General features: G+C 58.5%; 20 protein-coding genes. 9 read left to right on the top strand and 11 right to left on the bottom strand.

The genetic code is table 11. From position 1 onward, the window contains the following. Positions 1–156 precede the first annotated feature (156 nt). The 4 genes from aceF to ampD all read right to left on the bottom strand — a co-directional run bounded on the left by aceF (position 157) and on the right by ampD (position 6,488). Complete coding sequence (gene aceF, locus AAC083_RS13095) at positions 157–2,028, bottom strand: pyruvate dehydrogenase complex dihydrolipoyllysine-residue acetyltransferase (protein ID WP_108536836.1); 1,872 nt, start codon at positions 2,026–2,028, stop codon at positions 157–159. 117 nt (positions 2,029–2,145) lie between these two features. After that, a complete protein-coding gene (gene aceE, locus AAC083_RS13090; protein WP_108536835.1) occupies positions 2,146–4,806 on the bottom strand; it encodes a pyruvate dehydrogenase (acetyl-transferring), homodimeric type in 2,661 nt (886 codons plus the stop codon). Positions 4,807–4,874: 68 nt separating this feature from the next. After that, positions 4,875–5,639 carry a pyruvate dehydrogenase complex transcriptional repressor PdhR gene (gene pdhR / locus AAC083_RS13085; protein ID WP_042039018.1) on the bottom strand — a complete coding sequence of 255 codons (765 nt, stop codon included), beginning with the start codon at positions 5,637–5,639 and terminating at the stop codon, positions 4,875–4,877. A 276-nt stretch (positions 5,640–5,915) separates the two neighbouring features. Continuing rightward, entirely contained in the window at positions 5,916–6,488 is a 573-nt protein-coding gene (gene ampD, locus AAC083_RS13080) for a 1,6-anhydro-N-acetylmuramyl-L-alanine amidase AmpD (protein ID WP_108536834.1), read from the bottom strand. 148 nt (positions 6,489–6,636) lie between these two features. Between ampD and AAC083_RS13075 the strand changes: the two genes are divergently transcribed. The 9 genes from AAC083_RS13075 to yacG all read left to right on the top strand — a co-directional run bounded on the left by AAC083_RS13075 (position 6,637) and on the right by yacG (position 14,335). Beyond that, positions 6,637–7,107, top strand: coding sequence for a retropepsin-like aspartic protease family protein (locus AAC083_RS13075; RefSeq protein WP_181364745.1), 471 nt, complete (start codon positions 6,637–6,639; stop codon positions 7,105–7,107). Between the two features lie 5 nt (positions 7,108–7,112). Beyond that, positions 7,113–7,970: a carboxylating nicotinate-nucleotide diphosphorylase gene (nadC, locus tag AAC083_RS13070; RefSeq protein ID WP_108536833.1), complete on the top strand. Its 858-nt coding sequence runs from the start codon at positions 7,113–7,115 to the stop codon at positions 7,968–7,970. Positions 7,971–8,289: 319 nt separating this feature from the next. Then, the gene (locus tag AAC083_RS13065) at positions 8,290–8,718 is read left to right on the top strand and encodes a pilin (RefSeq protein WP_108536832.1); all 429 of its coding nucleotides are present in this window, start codon (positions 8,290–8,292) and stop codon (positions 8,716–8,718) included. 3 nt (positions 8,719–8,721) lie between these two features. Beyond that, complete coding sequence (gene tapB, locus AAC083_RS13060) at positions 8,722–10,428, top strand: PilB family type IVa pilus assembly ATPase TapB (protein WP_108536831.1); 1,707 nt, start codon at positions 8,722–8,724, stop codon at positions 10,426–10,428. Positions 10,429–10,560: 132 nt separating this feature from the next. Next, complete coding sequence (locus AAC083_RS13055; protein ID WP_108536830.1) at positions 10,561–11,802, top strand: type II secretion system F family protein; 1,242 nt, start codon at positions 10,561–10,563, stop codon at positions 11,800–11,802. 64 nt (positions 11,803–11,866) lie between these two features. Beyond that, complete coding sequence (gene tapD / locus AAC083_RS13050) at positions 11,867–12,739, top strand: type IVa prepilin peptidase/methyltransferase TapD (protein ID WP_108536829.1); 873 nt, start codon at positions 11,867–11,869, stop codon at positions 12,737–12,739. A gap of 17 nt (positions 12,740–12,756) precedes the next feature. Further along, positions 12,757–13,371, top strand: a complete 615-nt coding sequence (coaE, locus tag AAC083_RS13045; protein WP_108536828.1) for a dephospho-CoA kinase — start codon at positions 12,757–12,759, stop codon at positions 13,369–13,371. Positions 13,372–13,408: 37 nt separating this feature from the next. Further along, positions 13,409–14,131: a cell division protein ZapD gene (zapD, locus tag AAC083_RS13040; protein WP_181364744.1), complete on the top strand. Its 723-nt coding sequence runs from the start codon at positions 13,409–13,411 to the stop codon at positions 14,129–14,131. Positions 14,132–14,140: 9 nt separating this feature from the next. Continuing rightward, positions 14,141–14,335 (top strand): DNA gyrase inhibitor YacG, encoded by a 195-nt coding sequence (gene yacG / locus AAC083_RS13035; RefSeq protein WP_042039030.1) that lies wholly within the window; start codon positions 14,141–14,143, stop codon positions 14,333–14,335. Positions 14,336–14,406: 71 nt separating this feature from the next. Here the strand turns inward: yacG and mutT are convergent, their stop codons facing one another. The 7 genes from mutT to AAC083_RS23110 all read right to left on the bottom strand — a co-directional run. Beyond that, the gene (gene mutT / locus AAC083_RS13030; protein ID WP_181364743.1) at positions 14,407–14,814 is read right to left on the bottom strand and encodes an 8-oxo-dGTP diphosphatase MutT; all 408 of its coding nucleotides are present in this window, start codon (positions 14,812–14,814) and stop codon (positions 14,407–14,409) included. An 8-nt stretch (positions 14,815–14,822) separates the two neighbouring features. Beyond that, a complete protein-coding gene (locus tag AAC083_RS13025) occupies positions 14,823–16,007 on the bottom strand; it encodes a tetratricopeptide repeat protein (RefSeq protein ID WP_108536825.1) in 1,185 nt (394 codons plus the stop codon). 74 nt (positions 16,008–16,081) lie between these two features. Further along, positions 16,082–18,802 (bottom strand): preprotein translocase subunit SecA, encoded by a 2,721-nt coding sequence (gene secA, locus AAC083_RS13020; protein WP_108536824.1) that lies wholly within the window; start codon positions 18,800–18,802, stop codon positions 16,082–16,084. 59 nt (positions 18,803–18,861) lie between these two features. Beyond that, positions 18,862–19,767 (bottom strand): M23 family metallopeptidase, encoded by a 906-nt coding sequence (locus tag AAC083_RS13015; protein WP_108536823.1) that lies wholly within the window; start codon positions 19,765–19,767, stop codon positions 18,862–18,864. 140 nt (positions 19,768–19,907) lie between these two features. Beyond that, the gene (gene lpxC, locus AAC083_RS13010; protein ID WP_042039037.1) at positions 19,908–20,831 is read right to left on the bottom strand and encodes a UDP-3-O-acyl-N-acetylglucosamine deacetylase; all 924 of its coding nucleotides are present in this window, start codon (positions 20,829–20,831) and stop codon (positions 19,908–19,910) included. A gap of 100 nt (positions 20,832–20,931) precedes the next feature. Continuing rightward, entirely contained in the window at positions 20,932–22,083 is a 1,152-nt protein-coding gene (ftsZ, locus tag AAC083_RS13005; RefSeq protein WP_042039038.1) for a cell division protein FtsZ, read from the bottom strand. A 39-nt stretch (positions 22,084–22,122) separates the two neighbouring features. Then, positions 22,123–22,629, bottom strand: a 507-nt coding sequence (locus AAC083_RS23110) for a cell division FtsA domain-containing protein (protein ID WP_258224687.1), incomplete at its 5' end; no start/stop codon positions are given.

Below are 22,629 nucleotides of genomic sequence, written 5' to 3'. Positions count from 1 at the left end.
ACCTCTTTGTCGTTCTTATATATCCCCGGACGGCGCAGTCTTATGCCGACTCAATGCCAAACAAAGCGGCTGCAACCGTGAAAAAACGGGGCAAGTTTACAATCCTGTTAATGAAATGAGAAGTAAAAAGGGCAGGCTCTGGGCCCGCCCTCTCACTTACAGGACCAGTCGACGAATGTCGGACAGCACACCACTCATGGTGGTGATGAAGCGGGCTCCATCAGCACCATCGATGACACGGTGGTCATAGCTCAGGGCCAGCGGCAGCATCAGGCGCGGTACGAACTCCTTGCCATTCCACTTCGGCTTCATCTCGGACTTGGATACGCCCAGGATGGCCACTTCCGGCGCGTTGACGATCGGGGTAAAGCTGGTACCACCGATGCCACCCAGGCTGGAGATGGTGAAGCAGCCGCCCTGCATGTCGGCAGCGGTCAGCTTGCCGGCACGGGCCTTCTTGGAGATCTCGGCCAGATCGCGAGACAGCTCGTAGATGCCCTTCTTGTTGACGTCACGCACCACAGGCACCACCAGGCCCCCCGGGGTGTCGACTGCCACACCGATATGAATGTACTTCTTCATGATCAGCTTGCTGCCGTCTTCGGACAGGGCGCTGCAGAAGCGCGGATGGGCTTCCAGGGCCTTGGCGGCGGCTTTCAGGATGAACACCAGCGGGGTGATCTTCACGTCCAGCTTCTGCTTCTCGGCCAGCAGGTTCTGCTCTTTGCGGAACGCTTCCAGATCTGTGGTATCGGCTTCGTCGAACTGGGTGACGTGCGGGATCATGGCCCAGTTGCGATGCAGGGCAGGACCGGAGATCTTCTGGATCCGGGTCAGTTCCAGCTCTTCGACCGGGCCGAACTTGCTGAAGTCAACCTTGGGCCACGGCAGGACACTCATGCCGTTGCCAGTGCCGGTACCGGCTGCCGGGGCGGACTCGGCGCGCTTGACCGCATCCTTCACATAGGCCTGCACGTCTTCTTTGACGATGCGACCCTTGCGACCGGAGGCTTTCACCTTGGCCAGGTTGATACCGAACTCACGGGCCAGGCGACGTACGGCCGGGGCGGCATGTACGTAGGCGTCGTTGGCAACGAAGTCGGAAGCGGCAGCAGCCTGGGCAACCGGAGCCGGAGCAGCGGCAACAGGGGCAGCAGCAACCGGGGCGGCAGCCTGAGCAACCGGGGCAGCTGCGGCGGCCGGAGCAGCACCAGCCACTTCGAATACCATGATCAGGGAACCGGTGGAGACCTTGTCACCCGCCTTCACCTTGATCTCTTTGACGATGCCGGCGAACGGTGCAGGCACTTCCATGGAGGCCTTGTCGCCTTCCACCGCGATCAGGGACTGGTCGGCGTCGACCTTGTCACCCACGGCGACCATGATCTCGGTCACTTCGACTTCGTCACCGCCAATGTCAGGTACATTGACCTCTTTGGCAGCGGCGGCCACCGGGGCAGCAGCCACCGGAGCGGCAGCCTGAACCGGCGCGGCAACGGCGGCAGGCGCAGCGCCAGCCACTTCAAATACCATCACCAGGGAACCGGTAGAGACCTTGGCGCCAGCGGCAACCTTGATCTCGACCACGCGGCCCGCGAACGGCGCAGGGACTTCCATAGAAGCCTTGTCACCTTCCACCGCGATGATGGACTGGTCAGCTTCAACCATGTCGCCCACGGCAACCATGATCTCGGTCACTTCGACTTCATCATCACCTATGTCGGGGACGTGCACGTCTTTGGCTGCAGCAGCAGCCGGTGCAGCGGCGGCTTGAGCAGGCGCCGGCGCAGCTGCGCCTTCCGCTTCGAAGATCATGATCTGGGAACCGGTGGCAACCTTGTCGCCCACCTTGATCAGGATCTCTTTGACGATACCGGCAGCCGGTGCCGGGACTTCCATGGAGGCTTTATCACCTTCTACGGCGATCAGGGACTGGTCGAGCTCGACCTTGTCACCCACGGCCACCATGATCTCGGTGACTTCAACTTCATCGGCGCCGATATCCGGAACCATAATCTGTTTGGACATAGTGCTTTATCCTCTTGCGTGTATCCGCGTGACTGACTGACCGCCCTCACGCGTATCTCGCGTTAACCTTTGCAAGGCCATGCCGGGCAGCTTGTCCCGACACGGCTCTTGATCCTCTTACGCGTACAGCGGGTTGACCTTGTCGGCATCGATGCCGTACTTGGCGATGGCGTCGGCCACAACCTGCTTGTCGATTTCGCCGCGCTTGGCCAGTTCGGTCAGGGCAGCAACCACCACGTAGAATTCGTTCACTTCGAAGTGACGACGCAGGTTGGCACGGCTGTCGGAACGGCCATAACCGTCGGTACCCAGTACACGGTAATGCTCGGTCGGTACGAAGGCACGGACCTGATCAGCGAAGGACTTCATGTAGTCGGTCGCGGCGATGGTAGCGTCGGAGCCCAGTACGGTAGCGATGTACGGTACGCGAGCCTCGGCGGTCGGGTGCAGCATGTTCCAGCGATCCACGTCCTGACCGTCACGGGCCAGTTCGTTGAAGGAGGTGACGCTGAACACGTCGGAACCCACGCCGTATTCGCTGGCCAGGATCTGGGCAGCGGTGCGCACATGGCCCAGGATGGAACCACAACCCAGCAGCTGTACCTTGCCCTTGGTGCCGGCAACGGTTTCCAGCTTGTAGATACCCTTGCGGATACCCTCTTCAGCGCCTTCCGGCATGGCCGGCATCGCATAGTTCTCGTTCAGGGTGGTGATGTAGTAGAACACGTTCTCCGGGTTCTCACCGTACATACGGCGCAGGCCGTCCTGTACGATCACCGCCACTTCATAGGCGTAGGACGGGTCATAGGAGATGCAGTTCGGGATGGTGTTCGCCAGGATGTGGCTGTGACCATCTTCGTGCTGCAGACCTTCGCCGTTGAGGGTGGTACGACCCGAGGTCGCGCCCAGCAGGAAGCCACGGGCTTGCTGGTCACCGGCTGCCCACGCCATGTCGCCGACTCGCTGGAAGCCGAACATGGAGTAGTAGATGTAGAACGGGATCATCGGGCAGTCGTTGGTGCTGTAAGAGGTCGCAGCAGCCAGCCAGGAGGACATGGCGCCCAGCTCGTTGATACCGTCTTGCAGAACCTGACCCTGCTTGTCTTCCTTGTAGTAGGAGACGATGTCGCGGTCTTGCGGGGTGTACTGCTGACCGTGCGGGCTGTAGATACCGATCTGGCGGAACAGACCTTCCATACCGAAGGTACGGGCTTCGTCAGCCAGGATAGGGACGATGCGCTTGCCGATGGACTTGTCTTTCAGCAGCACATTCAGGGAACGCACGAACGCCATGGTGGTGGAGATCTCGCGAGCCTGCTCGCCCAGCAGGGGACCAAAGGTCTCCAGCGCCGGGATGTCCAGCTGAGTGGTGGTCTCACGCAGACGGGTCGGTACATAGCCTTTGAGCGCTGCGCGACGAGCGTGCAGGTACTTGTGCTCTTCGGTACCCTCTTCGATCTTCAGGTACGGCAGCGCTTCGAGCTGCTCGTCGGTGACCGGCAGGTTGAAACGATCGCGCAGGTGACGCACAGAGCCCAGATCCATCTTCTTGACCTGGTGAGCAATGTTTTTGCCTTCGGCCGCTTCGCCCATGCCATAACCCTTGATGGTCTTGGCCAGGATGACAGTCGGCTTGCCCTTGGTCGCTGCGGCTTTGGAGAAAGCGGCAAACAGTTTACGGGGGTCGTGACCACCGCGGTTCAGGGCGAAGATCTCCTCGTCGGTCATGTCTTTGACCAGTGCGGCGGTTTCCGGGTAACGGTGGAAGAAGTGCTCACGCACGTAGCCGCCATCACGGGACTTCATGGTCTGATAGTCGCCATCCACGGTTTCGTTCATCAGCTGGATCAGCTTGCCAGAGGTGTCTTTCTTCAGCAGCTCATCCCACTTGCGACCCCAGATAACCTTGGTGACATCCCAGCCGGCGCCTGCGAACAGCCCTTCCAGCTCGTTGATGACCTTGCCGTTACCGACAACAGGACCGTCAAGACGCTGCAGGTTGCAGTTGACCACGAACACCAGGTTGTCGAGCTTTTCACGCACGGCAACAGTCAGGGCGCCCTTGGCTTCCGGCTCGTCCATCTCGCCGTCACCCAGGAAGGCGTAAACGGTCTGCTCGGAGCAATCTTTGATGCCACGGTCGGTCAGGTACTTCAGGAAGCGAGCCTGATAGATGGCGGCGATGGGGCCCAGACCCATGGAGACGGTCGGGAACTGCCAGAAGTCCGGCATCAGCTTCGGGTGCGGATAGGAAGGGATACCCTTGCCGTCCACTTCCTGACGGAAGTTGTCCAGCTGATCTGCGGTCAGACGACCTTCAGCGAACGCACGAGCGTAGATGCCCGGGGAGATGTGACCCTGGAAGTAAACCAGATCACCACCGTCCTTCTCGCTGCGAGCGCGGAAGAAATGGTTGTAGCAGACTTCGTAGATGGTCGCGGAGGAAGCGAAGGAAGACATGTGACCGCCGAGGTCCAGGTCTTTCTTGGAGGCGCGCAGCACTATCATCATGGCATTCCAGCGGATGATGGCGCGGATGCGACGTTCCATCTCCAGATCGCCCGGATAAGCCGGTTCGTCACTGGACGGGATGGTGTTGATGTAGTCGCGATTCGCCTTGGCAGCTACATCCACACCGCTTACGCGGGCTTTCTCGGCAAGCTGTTCAAGAATGAACTGAGCGCGTTGCGGACCCTCTTCACGCAGCAGGGATTCCAGAGAGGCAAGCCACTCCAGCGTTTCTATCGGGTCCACATCGTTCTTCAGGATATCAGACATGGCTGGTTCCTATTGTTATTGCACGGCGGTTAAGATGCGCAAGAATTCGACAATAAAGCCTTGTGGGATTAGTTTTCCTGCTGACGGATCCGACGCATGGATCGCTGGATCCGGCTGTCTTCCCTCTGCATATCCAACAAGGTGTCCTCGATAAAGGCCAGGTGCTCATGACAAGCAGCCCTGGCCCGCTCCGGAGCCCCCGACAGGATAGCCTCGATCAGATGCGCACGATGGCGACGGATCTTGGCTACCACTCCCGGACGGCGATTCAAAATTTCGTTATTGCGTAAAATGTTCTGCTCAAGCATGGGGCCCATGGCCCGCAGCAGGTGCAGCAGCACCACGTTGTGGGACGCCTCGGCCACCGCCAGATAGAACTGGGTCACGGCGGCGGATTCGGTGACCAGCGAACCTTGCTGGCCAGCTTCCTCAATGGCGGACTGCGCCTGACGAATACGCTCGGCATCGGCTTCCGTCCCCCGCAACGCAGCATAGTAGGCACAGATGCCTTCCAGTGCGTGACGAAACTCCAGCAGGTCATACTGGGCCTCGGGGTGGGTGCTGAGCAGCTCGAACAGGGGATCTGCAATCCCCTTGCTCAAGGCATTTTGTACGTAAGTGCCACCGCCCTGACGGCGATACAAGAGTCCTCTGGCTTCCAGGCGCTGGATGGCTTCGCGCAGGGAGGGGCGCGACACCTGAAACTGGATGGCGAGTTCCCGCTCGGGCGGCAACTTCTGGCCCGGCTGCAAACTGCCTTCCAAAATCATGCTTTCCAGCTCGGCGACGATGGCGTCGGCCAGCTTGGGTTGAGTTATCTTGAGATAGGGCATGAGGCTACTTTGTTAAATTGGTATTACCAATTTCATGAATGGGGCGAAAATTAGCAGAGGACTTGGGAAAAGTCCACCCAAAAGATGATCTGAATCAAGGTTCAACCTTGCCACCTAAGGGGTAAATGGAGGGATTTATGATGTGGCGCATAGAAATTGGTCTGACCAATATTTTTGAGCTGGCTCACAGGTAACATTTGTTCAACAGCACAATAAAATGGCCTGCCATAAAGGCAAGCCATTGATTTTAAAAACACTAACTTTGTTTTAGAATAATCACTTAAAGTTGAGCATTTTTCTATATCGATTCCATTCGAAACTTCCGCCCGGATCTGTCTTGCGCCCTGGCGCTATATCGCAATGACCGACAATTCGTTGCGCTGTAATGGCAGGATAATGGCTGGATATGGTTCGACTGAGCCCCACCAGCACCTCATATTGTGCATCGCTGTAGGGCAGCTCATCGGTCCCTTCCAGCTCAATGCCGATGGAAAAATCGTTACAGGCCTCCCTTCCCTCCCAGCTCGATATCCCGGCATGCCAGGCACGTGCGCCAAATGGCACGTATTGCACCAGCTCGCCGTCCCGCCGGATCAGGCAGTGGGCCGAGACCCGCAGCTGATGAATGCCAGCGAAGTAAGGGTTCGCCCCAGGGTCCAGCCGTCCCATGAAGAGATCGTCGATCCAGGGACCGCCGAACGCCCCTGGTGGCAGGCTGATGCCGTGTACCACCAGCAGGGAGATATCGTCCAAACTGGTCCGCTCGTTGTAGTGCGGTGACGGCACCTTGCGGGCCTGCTCACACCAACCGTCTGAATCAATGGAAAAAACTGTTTTAGGCTGGGTCATCATCTACTCAATCTGCAATGGAATGACACATGTGATAGCGCCGGATGGGCAACAAAGCGATCCGTCTCTCAGGCTCCTCGCAATCCTCTCAATCCACCAAGGCAACTGTGATAGGCTGAACCATCTTCTGTTCAACTCTGGAAAGGATATGCACCCGATAGCGCGCCGCTTCTGGTTGCTGGCCTGGCTCTCTCTGATGGGGCTGCTGACCCTCTACTTTCACGCCCGCTCGCAACCCACAGTCACCGCCAGCGGCGACCTGCTGCTCAAGGCCGATGCCAGCGGCCACTATCGACTGGAGGGTGCCATCAACGGCCAACCGGTGCAACTGCTGCTGGACACGGGGGCAACCCGGGTCACTGTGCCACGTCAGGTGGCCGAGCGCATCGGCCTGAGCCCCAATGGCAACAGCCTGGTCAACACGGCAGCAGGTACGATTCAGGTGCAGACCGGCCAGATTGAAACTCTGGTGATGGGTCCGCTGACCTTGTACGATTTGCCTATCTATATCAATCCGGCGGCCGACGGGGACGTGATCCTGGTGGGCATGAATGCCCTGGGCCGGCTGGAATTGCGTCAGAAAGACAGACAATTGCTTCTCAGACCCTTGCAGGAATAACAGGCATGTTACAACAGGACATCCGCTGCGCCGTGCGCGCCGCACTACTCGAAGACTTGGGTCAAGCCCTCACCACGCTGGACCAACCGGATGCCAGCGCCGATATCACGGCCCAGCTGATCCCGGCGGATCGCCTGGCCAGCGCCCGAGTCATCACCCGCGAAGCTGGCGTATTCTGTGGCCAACCTTGGGTGGATGAGGTGTTCGTCCAGCTCGGTGGCGAGGTAAAAGTGGAGTGGTTAGTACAGGATGGCGAACGGCTCACCCCCAATCAGGAGCTGTTCCGCCTGCATGGTCCGGCCCGTGTGCTGCTGACCGGCGAGCGCAACGCACTGAACTTCGTGCAGACCCTCTCGGGTGTCGCCACCCTCACCGCCCGCTACGTGGCCGAGCTGGCAGGCACCTACTGCCGCCTGCTCGATACTCGCAAGACTCTGCCGGGGCTGCGCACCGCCCAGAAATATGCCGTGACCTGCGGCGGCGGCAAGAACCACAGAATCGGCCTGTTCGATGCCTACCTTATCAAGGAGAACCATATCCTTGCCTGCGGCGGCATAAGCGAAGCCATCAGCGAAGCGCGCCGCCTCAATCCGGGCAAACCGGTCGAGGTGGAGGTTGAATCGCTGGCCGAGCTGGACCAGGCGCTGATGGCCAGCGCAGACATAGTGATGCTGGACAACTTCGATGTGCCCATGATGCGCGAAGCCGTGGCCCTCAATCGGGGCCGTGCCAAGCTGGAGGTCTCTGGCAATGTCACGCTGGACACACTCGCGGAGTATGCCGCCACCGGCGTCGATTTTATCTCGGTAGGGGCGCTGACCAAGCATGTGCGAGCACTGGATCTCTCGATGCGCTTTATCTAGCCGGGGAAGTGTCACAGTCGCAGGATTGCACCGTGACATATAACAAGATGAAGGACTTGCAAAAGGCGCCATAGGCGCCTTTTCTTTATGCTGACTCCCTCAGCAAAGGAGTGTGATGATGGATCCTATCCCGCCAGTTAAAAAGAGTTCGCACAGAATCTTTGTCTATGATTTATATCAAATTTTTATTAAATGATAAAAAGGTTGTTAACAAAGGCCACACCTCTGTTGCCAAGCCGGACAGCTCGGATAAGATATTGACGGGTGGATATTTTTCCACCACCACTGCCCAGGAACCAAGGACAAAAGGACATTTGACATGAAGAAACAATCAGGCTTTACCCTTATCGAACTGATGATCGTGGTCGCGATCGTGGCCATTCTGGCCGCCATCGCGCTGCCGGCATATCAGAGTTACACAAAGAGAGCCAAATTTACTGAAGTTATATCCGCAGTTGGGCCAGGGAAGACTGCCGTGGAAGTATGCGTACAGGGCTACACTGGTGCAGCAGGGAGCATCGGTGCTGACTGTGCTGCCGCAGGAACAGCAGCGGTGTCTGCTGGTGCAACAACTAATTTGAGTGATGTAACAGTTACAAATGCTGCAGGTGTTATCACGATTTCTGGTATTGCTACGACAGCTCTTGATAGTTCAACTTATGACTTAGTGACTTCTGGTGCTGTGACACCAGGAGCACAAGTACTTTGGAATATTTCTGGTTCCTGTAGAACCGATGGTAAATGCTAACGCATGACCTCTAGCCCCAATAGCGGCCTGGCGTTAAGCCTGGCCGCCTCTTCCCTGATCAGTGAAGAGGACTCCCAGCGCTATCTGAGCCAAGCCAAGGCCCAGCGCAAACCCTTTGTAACCTTTCTGATAGAGAACGAGATCCTCGACAGCAAGACGCTGGCGGATTTCTGTGAGCTGGAGTATGGGGTACCTCTGCTGGATCTTGCCGCATTCGACCTGGCCGAGATACCGCAGAAATACCTCAATCAGAAGCTGATTGAGAAACACCATGTGCTGCCCATCTACACCCAGGGCCATACCCTCTATATCGCCATGTCGGATCCGACCAATGTATCGGCGCTGGAGGATTTTGGCTTCAGCTTCGGGCTGCATACCGAGGCGCTGCTGGTCGAGGAGAACAAGCTGACGGCCGCCATCGGCAAACTGCTGGAGAGCGAGCAGGAAGCCCTCGGCATGGAGGACATCGACGAATCCGAGATCTCCGAGCTGGAAGTCTCGGACGAAAACTCCCGGCTGGATGAGAGCGTCAATACCGCTGACGACGATGCCCCCATCGTCAAATACATTAACAAGATCATGATGGATGCCATCAAGCGTGGCGCATCCGATCTGCACTTCGAACCCTATGAGGCCAAATACCGCATCCGCTTCCGGATCGACGGCATCTTGCACGAAATCGCGACGCCACCGGTCAATCTGGCCAACCGCTTCTCCGCCCGCCTCAAGGTCATGGCACGGCTCGACATTGCCGAGCGACGGCTGCCGCAGGATGGCCGCATCAAGCTGAAACTGTCCCGCAACAAGTCGATGGATATGCGGGTCAACACCCTGCCCACCATGTGGGGTGAGAAGATTGTCATCCGGCTGCTGGACTCCTCGGCGGCGCGGCTCAACATAGAGCAGCTCGGCTTTGACGACCGGCAGAAAGCGCAATATCTGCACGCCCTTTCCAAACCGCAGGGCATGATATTGGTCACAGGCCCCACCGGCTCGGGCAAAACTGTCTCCCTCTACACCGGTCTTAATATTCTCAACACCACAGAGGTGAACATCTCCACCGCCGAAGATCCGGTGGAGATCAATCTGCCCGGCGTCAATCAGGTGCAAGTCAACCCAAAGGCAGGGCTGACCTTCGCCAGCGCCCTGCGCTCGTTTCTTCGCCAGGATCCCGATGTGGTCATGGTGGGGGAGATCCGGGATCTGGAAACCTCCGAAATCGCCATAAAGGCCGCCCAGACAGGCCACCTGGTGCTCTCCACCCTGCACACCAACTCGGCCGCCGAGACACTAACCCGGATGATGAACATGGGGGTGCCCGCCTTCAACATTGCCTCCTCGGTGACCCTGATCATGGCCCAGCGACTCGCCCGCAAGCTGTGCGATCACTGCAAGACACCCGAAGTAGTACCAGAAGCCGAGCTGCTGGATCTGGGATTCACCCAGCAGCAGCTGGCCGCCGGGCTGCGCCTGTTCAAACCCGTGGGCTGCAAGGATTGCTCGGGTGGTTACAAGGGGCGGGTCGGTATCTACGAAATCATGCTAATGTCTGAAAACATTGCAAAATTGATCATGCAAGGTGCCAACTCGCTGCAAATTGCAGCCATTGCCCAAAAAGAGGGGATGCGCACTCTGCGTGTATCCGGCCTTGAGAAGGCTCGTCTGGGAGTGACCAGCCTGGCAGAAATCAATCGGGTGACCACCAACTGACAGTGCATATCGATCAAGCTGATTCATCCAGGTATCGCCCAGCCGGCACTCCTGAGGATTTCCATCAAGCCAAGGCAACCCGCATAGCAAGGTGTTGAGCGGGATACCAGAGCCCAATTGCAGGACGCAGTGATGGCAACGCTAACGCAGAAACAGAATGCCCCCAAGAAAGTCTTCTCCTTCCGCTGGAGCGGAGTGAACCGCAAAGGTCAGAAGGTCTCCGGTGAGCTGCAGGCCGACAGTATCAACACGGTCAAAGCTGAGCTGCGCAAGCAGGGTGTCAACGTCACCAGGGTGAGCAAGAAGAGCCAGGGATTATTCTCCAAGGGTGGTGCCAAGATCAGGCCGATGGATATTGCCATCGTCTCCCGTCAAATCACTACCATGCTTTCCGCTGGCGTCCCCTTGGTACAGAGCCTGCAGATAATCGCCCGCAGCCACGAAAAAGCCGCGATGCGTGAACTCATGGGACAGATCGCCGCCGACGTGGAAACCGGCACCCCCATGTCCGAGGCGCTGCGCCGCCATCCCCGCCACTTTGATGCGCTCTATTGTGATCTGGTGGAGGCAGGGGAACAATCCGGTGCGCTGGAGACTATCTATGACCGGATCGCCACCTATCGGGAAAAGTCGGAGGCGCTCAAGTCCAAGATCAAGAAGGCGATGTTTTACCCGGCCATGGTCATACTGGTTGCCATCGTTGTCACCTCCATACTGCTGCTGTTCGTCATTCCGCAGTTTGAGGATATTTTCAAGAGCTTCGGTGCCGAACTGCCCATCTTCACCCAGGTTGTCATCGGCATCTCTCGCTTCATGCAGCATTGGTGGTTTGTCATCTTTGGCGGCACTGCACTCGCCATTTTCCTCTATGTACGGGCATGGCGCGCCTCCCAGAAGGTCAAAGACAACACCGACAAGTTCATCCTCACCATACCTGTGGTCGGCATGATACTGCACAAGGCGGCCATGGCCCGTTTCGCCCGAACCCTCTCCACCACCTTCTCCGCCGGGATCCCGCTGGTGGATGCACTGATCTCGGCCGCAGGTGCCTCCGGCAACTATGTCTATCGCACCGCCGTCATGGCAATTCGCAACGAGGTGGTCGCCGGCATGCAGATCAACGTGGCCATGCGTACTGTGGATCTCTTCCCCGACATGGTGATCCAAATGGTGATGATCGGCGAGGAGTCCGGTGCCATCGATGATATGCTCTCCAAGGTTGCAACCATCTTTGAGCAGGAGGTGGACGATCTGGTCGACGGCCTCACCAGCCTGCTAGAGCCCCTCATCATGGTAGTGCTGGGGGTGCTGGTTGGCGGCATGGTTGTGGCCATGTACCTGCCCATCTTCAAGCTGGGTGACGTAGTAGGCTGATTCACGAGGGTATGCGCTGAAAAAACGCATGCCCTTTCCCCCATTTCATGACAGACGGTTGGTTATGACACTTCTCCTCGAGCTGGCACACAGCTTGCCCTGGCTCTATTTCTCGCTGGTATTTCTCTTTTCCCTGATGATCGGCAGTTTTCTCAACGTGGTGATCCATCGCCTGCCCATCATGCTGGAACGGGAGTGGCAGGCCGAATATCACAGCTACTTCACCCCTGATGACGCGGGGGGCGACGAGCCGCCCTACAACCTGATGGTGCCACGCTCCTGCTGCCCTCACTGCCATCACCCCATCACAGCACTGGAAAACATCCCCTTGCTAAGCTGGCTCTGGCTCAAGGGTCGCTGCCGAGGCTGCCTGACTCCCATATCGGCCCGCTATCCGCTGGTCGAGCTGCTGACCGCCCTGCTCTCGGTTGCCGTTGCCATGACGGTTCCCCCCGGCTGGGGCACGCTGGCAGCCCTGCTACTGACCTGGGTGCTGGTGGCCCTCACCTTTATCGATCTCGACAAGATGCTGCTGCCGGACCAGCTCACCTTGCCCCTGCTGTGGGGCGGGCTGCTGTTCAACATGCTGGGCGGTTTTGTATCGCTTGGCGATGCGGTGATCGGCGCCATGACCGGTTATCTGGTGCTATGGAGCCTCTATTGGGCCTTCAAGCTGCTCACTGGCAAGGAGGGCATGGGCTATGGTGACTTCAAGCTGCTGGCCGCGCTGGGCGCCTGGCTGGGCTGGCAAGCGCTGCCCATAGTGCTGCTGCTCTCCTCCCTGGTCGGTGCCTTCATGGGCATAGGCCTGATCCTGTTGCGCAACCACCATCAGAGCAAACCCATTCCCTTTGGCCCCTATCTCGCTGTCGCGGGCTGGATTGCGCTGCTGTGGGGCGATAGCATCACCCGCTGGTATCTCACGACTTTCCTCTAAAAAAGGTGATCTGCCCCATGTATGTAGTCGCAGTCACAGGTGGCATTGGTAGCGGTAAAACCACCATAGCCAACCAATTTGCCGCACTGGGCATAGACGTAGTGGATGCGGACGTCATCGCTCGCGACGTCGTGGAACCCGGCGCCCCGGCCCTTGCCGCCATCGCAACCTACTTTGGTCCGGATGTCATCGCCCCCGATGGCCAGCTCGATCGACGCAGCCTGCGGGAGCGGGTATTCAGCGAACCGAACGCCAAGGCCTGGCTCAATGCCCTGCTTCACCCCCTGATCCGTCAGGAGATGCTGCGCCAGTGCGCCGCCGCTCGCTCGCCCTACTGCCTGCTGGTGGTGCCCCTGCTGGTGGAGAACAAACTCACTGGCTTGGCCAACCGGGTACTGGTGATCGACGTGGATGAAGCAACCCAGATTGAGCGCACCTGCCGCCGGGATGGGGTATCGGCCGAGCAGGCCCGAGCGATTATCGCAGCCCAGGCAAGCCGGTCGGAGCGGCTCGCAGCGGCGGATGATGTCATCGATAACCACAATGGCAGCCAAATGGCGATTAAAACGCGGATTTTGGCGCTGCACGAAACATATCTCGCATTTGCCTCTCAACAACCCCGTCAAGTGTGAGTACACTAGGCCGGTTTATGGCTGGCCAGGATTAGGCATGATTTACGATTTTCCCCTCAATGAAAAAAGCCGGACCTATCTTCGTCTGGAGTCCCTGTTTTCCCAGATCCGCGACAATCTGGAGAGTGACCAGTCCTGGGCACACATCGCCTTCTTCAAGGGGCTGTTCGATCTGCAAGAGCTGCTGGAGCGTGGTGATCTGCGCGCCGATCTTATCAAGGATCTGGAACGTCTAGGCCAGCGTCTGAGTCACTGGGCCAGCCTGCCGGATGTCGACCTGGAACAGATCAAGCAGATGCAGCAGGAGAGCACCCAGCTCTCTCGCAACCTGCTCAGTGCCCCACGTCCGGGCGCCAGACTGAAAGAAGATCGGCAGCTCGGCGCCATCCGTCAGCGCTTTTCCATCCCTGGCGGTCTTTGCGCCTTCGATGTGCCGCAGCTGCACCACTGGCTCGGCACCCCGGCTGCCGCTCGCCATCAGCAAATGCAGCTGTGGCTCAGCGACATCAACCTGCTGATGAATGCCATTTCCCTGCTGCTGCGGCTGTGGCGCGAATCAGGCAACTTCAGCGATCAGATCGCCACCAACGGTTTCTTCCAGGATACCGCCGAGAGTGCCGAGCTGATCCGGATCCGCCTGCCCGGCGCCCAGCAGTGCTATCCGACGCTGAGCGGCCACAAGAACCGTTTCGCCCTGCGCTTTCTGCCAACCGCAGAACAGCAGATTGGCGATGTCCCCTTCCAGCTCGCCTGCTGCTAAGGAGCAAGAATGGTCACCAAGATAAAATGCCCGACCTGTAAAACCGAGCTGGAGTGGGGTCCACAGAGCCCGTTTCGCCCCTTCTGTTGCAAGCGCTGCCAGCTGATCGATCTGGGCGAGTGGGCCAACGAGGAGAAGCGTATCCCCGGCCCCATCAATCCGGACCTGCTGCCTTACCCGGAAGAGGGTGAGCAGTGGCAATGAGCCGCACACAAAAAGGGCCCGCAAGGCCCTTTTTTCATCTCTGTCATATCCGCGCGACCAGCTACACCGCATCAGACGGTCAAACAGGCCTGCAACCGCGCGACGATAGGACCGTTGGCATCCGGGAACCGGTATTCATGCAGCGATGCCAGCGGCACCCACAGACACGCCTGACCCTCCTTGCCGAACGGATCACCGCTGAAACGGGTCACCTTCCAGATATCCAGCAACACCTGCTTCTCTGGGTAGTCGTGATGCAGCTCCATGAAGGGGGCACAATCCAGTACCCGGATGCCAATCTCTTCCCACAGCTCCCTGTCCAGTGCGGTGAGCAGGTCTTCCCCCGCCTCCACCTTGCCACCCGGGAACTCCCAGCGATCGCCCTGATGGCGGTCTGAAGAGCGCTTGGCGATGAAGATCTCGCCCCGTTCATTCTCGATGACGCCAACCGCCACCCAGAGCCGTTTTTTCTGTTCCATCATTGTCCTCAACGTAAACACGGCAATTTGGTCATCCAGGGGGCCAACCGGCGGGCCTGGCGTTCCCCTTGTGCCGTAAAGATATCCTGCCCCACATGCTCACCCCCATCGGGAGCGGGACGCGGCCAGGGGAGCGCCCCAGGCGGGGTGAAGCAGCGATCATGAACCAGACAGCTCTGGGCCAGATAGCCCCAAAGCGTGTCGCGTAGAAACCATTGATCGATGTTCGGCGTTTCCATCGCCTCGGGTTGATAGGCATCGAGCAAGGGGGTCAACGGCGGCAGAACGCCAGCGATCCCTCCCCACATGCCCGCCAACACCAGATCGGTGTGACTCCACCAATCCCGCATGATATGAAACCAGCGCGCCGATACAAGCCAGTCATCGACGGCGACACGCTCTCGCACGCTCAGCACTGAATCTACATCCCGCACCAGGAAGCGTCCCACCTGCGGGTCATTGACCACCAGGAAGCGCCAGCACAGACGCTGACGCTGGGATTGACCGGGCGCTTGCACCAGCACCTCGGCCCCCAGTTCCTGCAGACAAGTCACCATTGCCGACGGCACACTCTCATCCACATAGAAGCGCACACGCCACCCAGGGTAGAGATAGGTGGCCGCCAGTACGTTGTCGATAGCCCCTCGAAGATAGCGAGGAGCCTTGCCCCACAGGGAGAAAGCGATGACATCCTGCTTGCTTTCACGGCTCGCCAGCCAGGTTGACGGCTCATCGTCGGGTAACGACCAGTCGCCGGGCTGATATCGGGCCACACGATCTTTCAGGGTCAGCGCTCTGGTGCCTGCCACTGCCGCCTCAGCATGACGCCCCAGCTTGGCCAGCGAGGCGCAGAGCGCGTCCAGCGCATGGAAATCCGCCGGCGCTCGTACCAGCAGGATCTGCAGCCTCTCGACCGCCCGCTCGTATTGTCCCGAGCGCGACAAACTGATGCCGAGATTGCGCAGCACCTCGTCATTCTCGGGTGCCATCTGGTGAGTCATCTCCAGCACTTGCGCGGCAGAGGCAGGGTCATCACACAGGAAGAGGTAATAGGCAAACTGCAGCTGCCATGCCACAGGTTTGACTGCGGCACCGTTCAGTCGCACCAGCAACTGCTGGATCGCCGCCTGTCGCTGGCCTCCGAGCCAGCGCTCATGGGCACCGGCATCCCATCCTGTCGGCATCTTGCTCATCCAGTCCCTCTCCTTTTGCCGCCCTTAAATGAATGCACCGCCCGGAGGCGGTGCATTGAAGCGTCACTGACAGATCAGGTCAACTGACCATGGCAGTGCTTGTATTTCTTGCCGGAGCCGCAGGGGCAGGGATCGTTGCGACCGACCTTCTGCTCGTCCCGCACGAAGGTGGTGTGACCCTCTTTGGCATCGGCCTCTTCATCGGCCAGCTGGCTCTCTGCGGCAGCATGGGTGTAAGTGTGGGGAGCGGCTTCCGCCTGTTGGCGTTGCTGTTCTTCCAGCGCCTCCACATCACGTCCCTGCACCTGTACCCGGCTCAGTATGCTGACCACGTCGCGCTTGAGGGTTTCCAGCATCTGGGTGAACAGATCGAAGGATTCGCGCTTGTACTCCTGCTTGGGGTTCTTCTGGGCGTAACCGCGCAGATGGATACCCTGACGCAGGTGATCCATGGCCGCCAGATGCTCCTTCCACAGGCCATCCAGGGTTTGCAGCATCACGGCTTTCTCGAAGTTGCGCAGCACATCGATACCAACCATCTCCTGCTTGTGGGCATAAAGCTTGTTGGCTTCGTCCAGAATGCGCTCGCGCAGCTTCTCTTCATACAATTTGTCATCTTCTGCCAGCCACTGCTGCAGCGGCAGATCCAGCGCGAAGTCGGCCTTAAGACGCGCTTCCAGACCCGGTACATCCCACATCTCTTCCAGCGACTGGGGCGGAATGTACTCGTCGATCACGGCGCCGTAGACGTCGTCACGGATGACGTGAATGGTCTCGGAGATGTCGTTGGTGTCCAGCAGCTCGTTGCGCTGCTCATAGACCACCTTGCGCTGGTCATTGGCCACGTCATCAAACTCGAGCAGGCTCTTGCGGATGTCGAAGTTGCGACCTTCCACCTTGCGCTGGGCGTTTTCGATGGCCTTGGTCACCCAGGGATGCTCGATGGCTTCGCCCTCTTCCATGCCCAGCTTCTTCATCATGCCGGTGACACGATCGGAGGCGAAGATCCGCATCAGGGTATCTTCCATGGAGAGATAGAAGCGCGAGGAACCGGGGTCACCCTGACGACCGGAACGACCGCGCAGCTGGTTGTCGATGCGACGGGATTCGTGGCGCTCGGTACCTATGATGTGCAAACCACCGGCAGCCAGCACGGCATCGTGGCGGATCTGCCAGGCAGCCCTGATGTCGCTGATCTGCTCGTCGCTCGGATTCTCCAGCTGGGCAATCTCTGCCTGCCAGTTGCCACCCAACACGATATCGGTACCACGACCAGCCATGTTGGTGGCGATAGTGACGGCACCGAGTTGACCAGCCTGAGCGACGATCTCAGCTTCCATGGCGTGGAACTTGGCGTTCAGCACCTTGTGCGGGATCTCCTCCTTGGTCAGGATACCGGAGAGCAGCTCGGAGTTTTCGATGGAGACAGTACCCACCAGCACCGGCTGACCACGGGAGACGCAACCGCGAATATCTTCGACGATGGCAGCGTATTTCTCCTGAGCGGTCAGATAGACCAGATCGCCCATGTCTTTGCGCACCATCGGCTTGTTAGTCGGGATAACGACGGTATCCAGGCCATAGATCTGCTGGAATTCAAAGGCTTCGGTATCCGCAGTACCCGTCATCCCCGCCAGCTTGTCATAGAGACGGAAGTAGTTCTGGAAGGTGATGGAGGCCAGTGTCTGGTTCTCGTTCTGGATCTTGACCCCTTCCTTCGCCTCGACGGCCTGATGCAGGCCATCGGACCAGCGACGGCCCGGCATGGTGCGACCCGTGTGTTCATCGACGATGACGATCTCGCCTTTTTGCACTATGTAGTCGACGTTGCGCTCAAACAGGGTGTGAGCACGCAGACCGGCATTGACATGGTGCAGCAGGCTGATGTTGGTGGCGGAGAACAGGGAGTCCTCTTCTGCCAGCAAACCCTCTCGCTTGAGCAGCTCTTCCACGAAGATCTGGCCATTTTCGGTCAACAGGGCCTGACGGTTCTTCTCGTCCACCGTGTAGTGACCTTCACCCGTGTACTCCTCGGTGTCTTCCTTGTCCTGCTTGATCAGCTCAGGGATCAGCTTGTTAACCTGGATATAGAGGGCTGAGCTGTCTTCGGCCGGACCAGAGATGATGAGCGGGGTACGAGCTTCATCGATGAGCACGGAATCCACCTCATCCACCAGCGCGTAGTTGAGCGGACGCTGCACGCGCTGCTCCGGCGAAAACGCCATGTTGTCGCGCAGGTAATCGAAACCGAATTCGTTGTTGGTACCGTAGGTGATGTCTGCGGCGTAGGCGTCACGCTTCTGGGACGCATCCATGCCTGGCACGTTGCAATCGACCGTCATGCCGAGGAAGGTGAACAGGGGGCGGTTCGCCTCGGCATCGCGCCTGGCCAGGTAGTCGTTCACCGTCACCACGTGCACACCGCGACCACTCAGGGCGTTCAGATACGCCGGCAATGTCGCCGTCAGCGTCTTGCCTTCACCGGTTTTCATCTCGGCGATGCGGTTGGAGTCAAGCACCATGCCACCGATCAGCTGCACGTCGAAGTGACGCATGCCAAACACCCGGCGGGAAGCTTCACGCACGGTGGCGAACGCTTCCGGCAGCAGCTGCTCCAGCGTCTCACCCTGCTCCAGACGCTGACGATATTCAGCTGTCTTGGCCTGCAACTCGCTATCGGACAGGGCCTCGTACTGAGGCTCCATCGCATTGATCTGTTTTACAATTTTGCGCAAAGCCTTGAGCGTTCTGTCGTTCCGGCTGCCGATAATCTTGGTGAGCAGTGTGCTAATCATGGGTACCAACTATTTCTGGTTATATACATGTTCCGTCACTGGAACCTGGAGAAAAAAACCTAACCCCGTCTGGCATTAAGAAAGCGTGCGGGGTTGACCTGACGACCATCTTTCAACACTTCGTAATGCAAATGGACCCCGGTCGCGCGACCGGTGCGTCCCATCAAGGCAATCTTCTGGCCCTGATCGACCAGGGTGCCCACTTCGACCAGCAACTTGGAGTTGTGGGCATAGCGGGTCACCAGGCCATTGCCATGGTTGATCTCCACCATGTTGCCAAATTCCGGATGGCGACCTGCCCAGCTGATGACGCCCTGGCCCGTGGCCAGGATAGGAGTACCGGGCTTGCCACGGAAATCCACCCCTTTATGCATCTTGGCGCGACCGTTGAACGGATCGACCCGACCACCGAAGCCAGAGGAGACCCAAACCCGCTCCTGCTTGACCGGCGATCCGGAAATAAAACCGGCATCGGTTATATGGTGATTCATGATGAAAGATTCAAGTACCGACAGCTGCTCTTCACGACTGCCGAGCTGCTGGCTGAGATGCTTCATGGAATCCTGCAACTCATTGAGGTTGACTTCCAGATCCGCATCATAGGAAGGGCCGCCCATGGGGGGCAACTCCTTGAAATTGAACTCCTCGGGATCGAGGTCTGCCTGCTCGGTCAGCCGCTCGCCGAGCGCATTGAGACGACCCAGCTGCCCCTGCATGGTGCCCACCTGGGCGGCCAGCATGGCAAGCTGTTCGCGGGCTTCATCGGCCCCTTGCGTGTTTTTTTGCTGTTCGGCCATGGCCAGCGCGACTGTCAGCGCCTCCATTTTCTGGTGCCAGCTCTGCCAGAGCCAACCACCGCCCAGGGCCAATACAGTGAAGAGGATACCGCCGACCCAGGCCAGACGTTGTTTGGGTAAGTGCAACTTGCGTCGCTGCTTGCCGTTGAGGATCAGGGTAATGCTCATAGAAATCTGTCTGCTCGGTCAGGTGAGGCCAGGAGCCAGCACGGGGAATAAAACCGGGAGATAATCGGTATTAAAGGATGGAGTCAATAAATGACGGAACGTCGGTGCGGAGAGAGGACCGACGTTCCGTTGCACAGCTATCAGGCCAGAACCAGACCGTTATCGTAGTAAGCGATGGGCGCTTTATCGCCCTCACCCTCGAAGGTCACCAGTTCCCAGGCCTCCTGCTTGGCCAGCAAGGCACGCAGCAGCATGTTGTTCAGGGCATGACCCGTCTTGTAGGCACGGAATTCGCCAATGATGCTGCGGTTACACATGTACAGGTCACCGATCGCATCCAACATCTTGTGTTTGACGAATTCGTCTTCATAGCGCAGACCATCTTCGTTCAGTACCCGATAGTCATCCAACACCACGGCGTTTTCCAGGCTTCCGCCCAGCGCCAGGTTCTGGGAACGCAGGTACTCGATGTCACGCATGAAACCGAAAGTACGGGCACGACTGATCTCTTTCACGAAAGAAGCACCGGAGAAATCCAGCACGCAACGCTGGTTGCGTCCTTCAAATACCGGATGCTGGAAGTCGATCTCGAGATCCATCTTGAAGCCATTGCGATAAGGGTGGAATTCCGCCCACTTGTCGCCGTCTTCAACCCGGATGCTCTGCTTGATCCGCACAAACTGCTTGGCCGCATTTTGCTCACGGATACCGACTTCTTGCAGCAGGTAGATAAAGGGGTGCGCACTGCCGTCCATCACCGGGATCTCGGGTGCGTCAACCTCGACATAGAGGTTGTCGATCCCCATTCCGGCAAGCGCAGCAGAGAGGTGCTCAATGGTAGAGACACGGACACCGGCTTCGTTGACCAACGCGGTACAAAGCACAGTATCGCGCACCTGATCGGCATTGGCTGGCAGCGCCACCACAGGATCAAGATCGGTACGCAAGTAAACGATCCCTGTGTTAACAGGCGCCGGACGGAACGTCATTGTGACTTTCCGGCCCGAATGCAGGCCCACACCAGTGGCCTGGACACTCGTTTTCAAGGTTCTTTGTCTAATCATGGGCGTATCCGCTTAACAGCTCATATTCCGGACCAGATGGTCGTGGCAGGCCATCTTAGCACATTCCTTAAACAACAAACAAACTAGTGCCATTAGGGGCTTAGTCAGCTTGCTTGCGCAGGAACGCAGGAATATCGAGATAATCCGGTTCGCGACGAGCTTGCGGCTCGGCGTTAACCACCTTGGCCGGGGCCTCTTCCATCACGCGAGACTGCAGGGCTTCGCTGATCAGGGGCTGACGGGCCGGACGCTCTTGTACCATGTTGTTCTTCACCAGCGTGATGTCGGGCTTGCGCTCGGCACCGATACCGGTGGCAACCACGGTCACACGCAGTTCGTCGTGCATTTCCGGATCGATAACGGTACCCACCACCACGGTGGCGTTCTCGGATGCGAAGGCCTTGACCGCGTTACCCACGGTTTCGAACTCTTCGATGGTCATGTCCATGCCTGCGGTGATGTTGACCAGGATGCCACGGGCACCGGCCAGATCCACGTCTTCCAGCAGCGGGCTGGAGATGGCTTTCTCAGCCGCTTCTTCGGCACGGTCATCGCCGGTGGCGGAACCGGTACCCATCATGGCGGTACCCATTTCACGCATCACGGTACGCACGTCCGCGAAGTCGACGTTGATCAAGCCCGGACGGGTAATCAGCTCGGCAATGCCCTGTACCGCGCCCAGCAGTACGTCGTTGGCAGCCTTGAAGGCATCCAGCAGGGAAATACCGCGACCCAGCACCTTCAGCAACTTGTCGTTGGGGATGGTGATCAGGGAGTCGACGTTCTTGGAGAGCTCTTCGATGCCGTGGGCGGCGAAGCCCATCCGCTTCTTCCCTTCGAAGGAGAACGGCTTGGTTACGACAGCAACTGTCAGTATGCCCATCTCACGGGCTACTTCGGCCACGATCGGCGCAGCGCCTGTACCGGTACCACCACCCATGCCGGCGGCGATGAACACCATGTCAGCACCGGTCAGCAGCTCACGCAGCGCTTCCCTGTCTTCCATGGCCGCATCACGACCCACTTCCGGATTGGCTCCGGCGCCCAGACCCTTGGTGATGCCACCGCCGATCTGCAGAGTGGTGTTGGCACTGGAGTTACGCAGAGCCTGGGCGTCGGTGTTGACGGTAATGAACTCGACACCTTCGATGTTTTGACGAACCATGTGCTCGACCGCGTTACCGCCGCCGCCACCTACACCGATCACTTTAATGACGGCTTCGTCAGTGTGGCTATCCATAAATTCAAACATGTTGTCTCTCCGCTTTATTTGCCTGACTCAGCAAAATTCTTAAAACTCGCCACGCAACCAGTTGCTGACCCGTTTGACCAGCCCACCGACGCTTGCTTTGGCGGCATATTCCTTGTTACTGCCTGAAGATTGATGGGTGCGGCCGTACTGCAATAGCCCGACCGCGGTCGAGTACACAGGCGCCTGCACATAATCACTCAATCCCCGTATATTCATGGGCTCCCCTACCCGGACCTGGCTCTGGAAGATCTGCTCTGCACACTCCACAATGCCTTCGATCTGGGCAGCGCCGCCAGTCAAAACCACACCGGCGGCCAACTGATGCTTGACCCCCTGCGCTTTCAATTCGCTTTGTACCCGCACCAGCTCATCATTCACCATGGAGAGCAACTCGGTGTAACGGGGCTCAATCACTTCGGCCAGTGTCTGCCGTTGCAGGCTACGCGCCGGACGACCGCCGACACTGGGTACTTCAATATTGTCTTCCTTGCTGACCAGACGGCCGAGGGCGCAGCCGTAGCGCACCTTGATCGCTTCTGCGTCCAG

The organism is Aeromonas sp. HMWF014 (assembly GCF_963878295.1).
GTDB classification, from domain to species: domain Bacteria; phylum Pseudomonadota; class Gammaproteobacteria; order Enterobacterales; family Aeromonadaceae; genus Aeromonas; species Aeromonas popoffii.
This window is presented reverse-complemented; position numbering and strand designations above follow the sequence as displayed.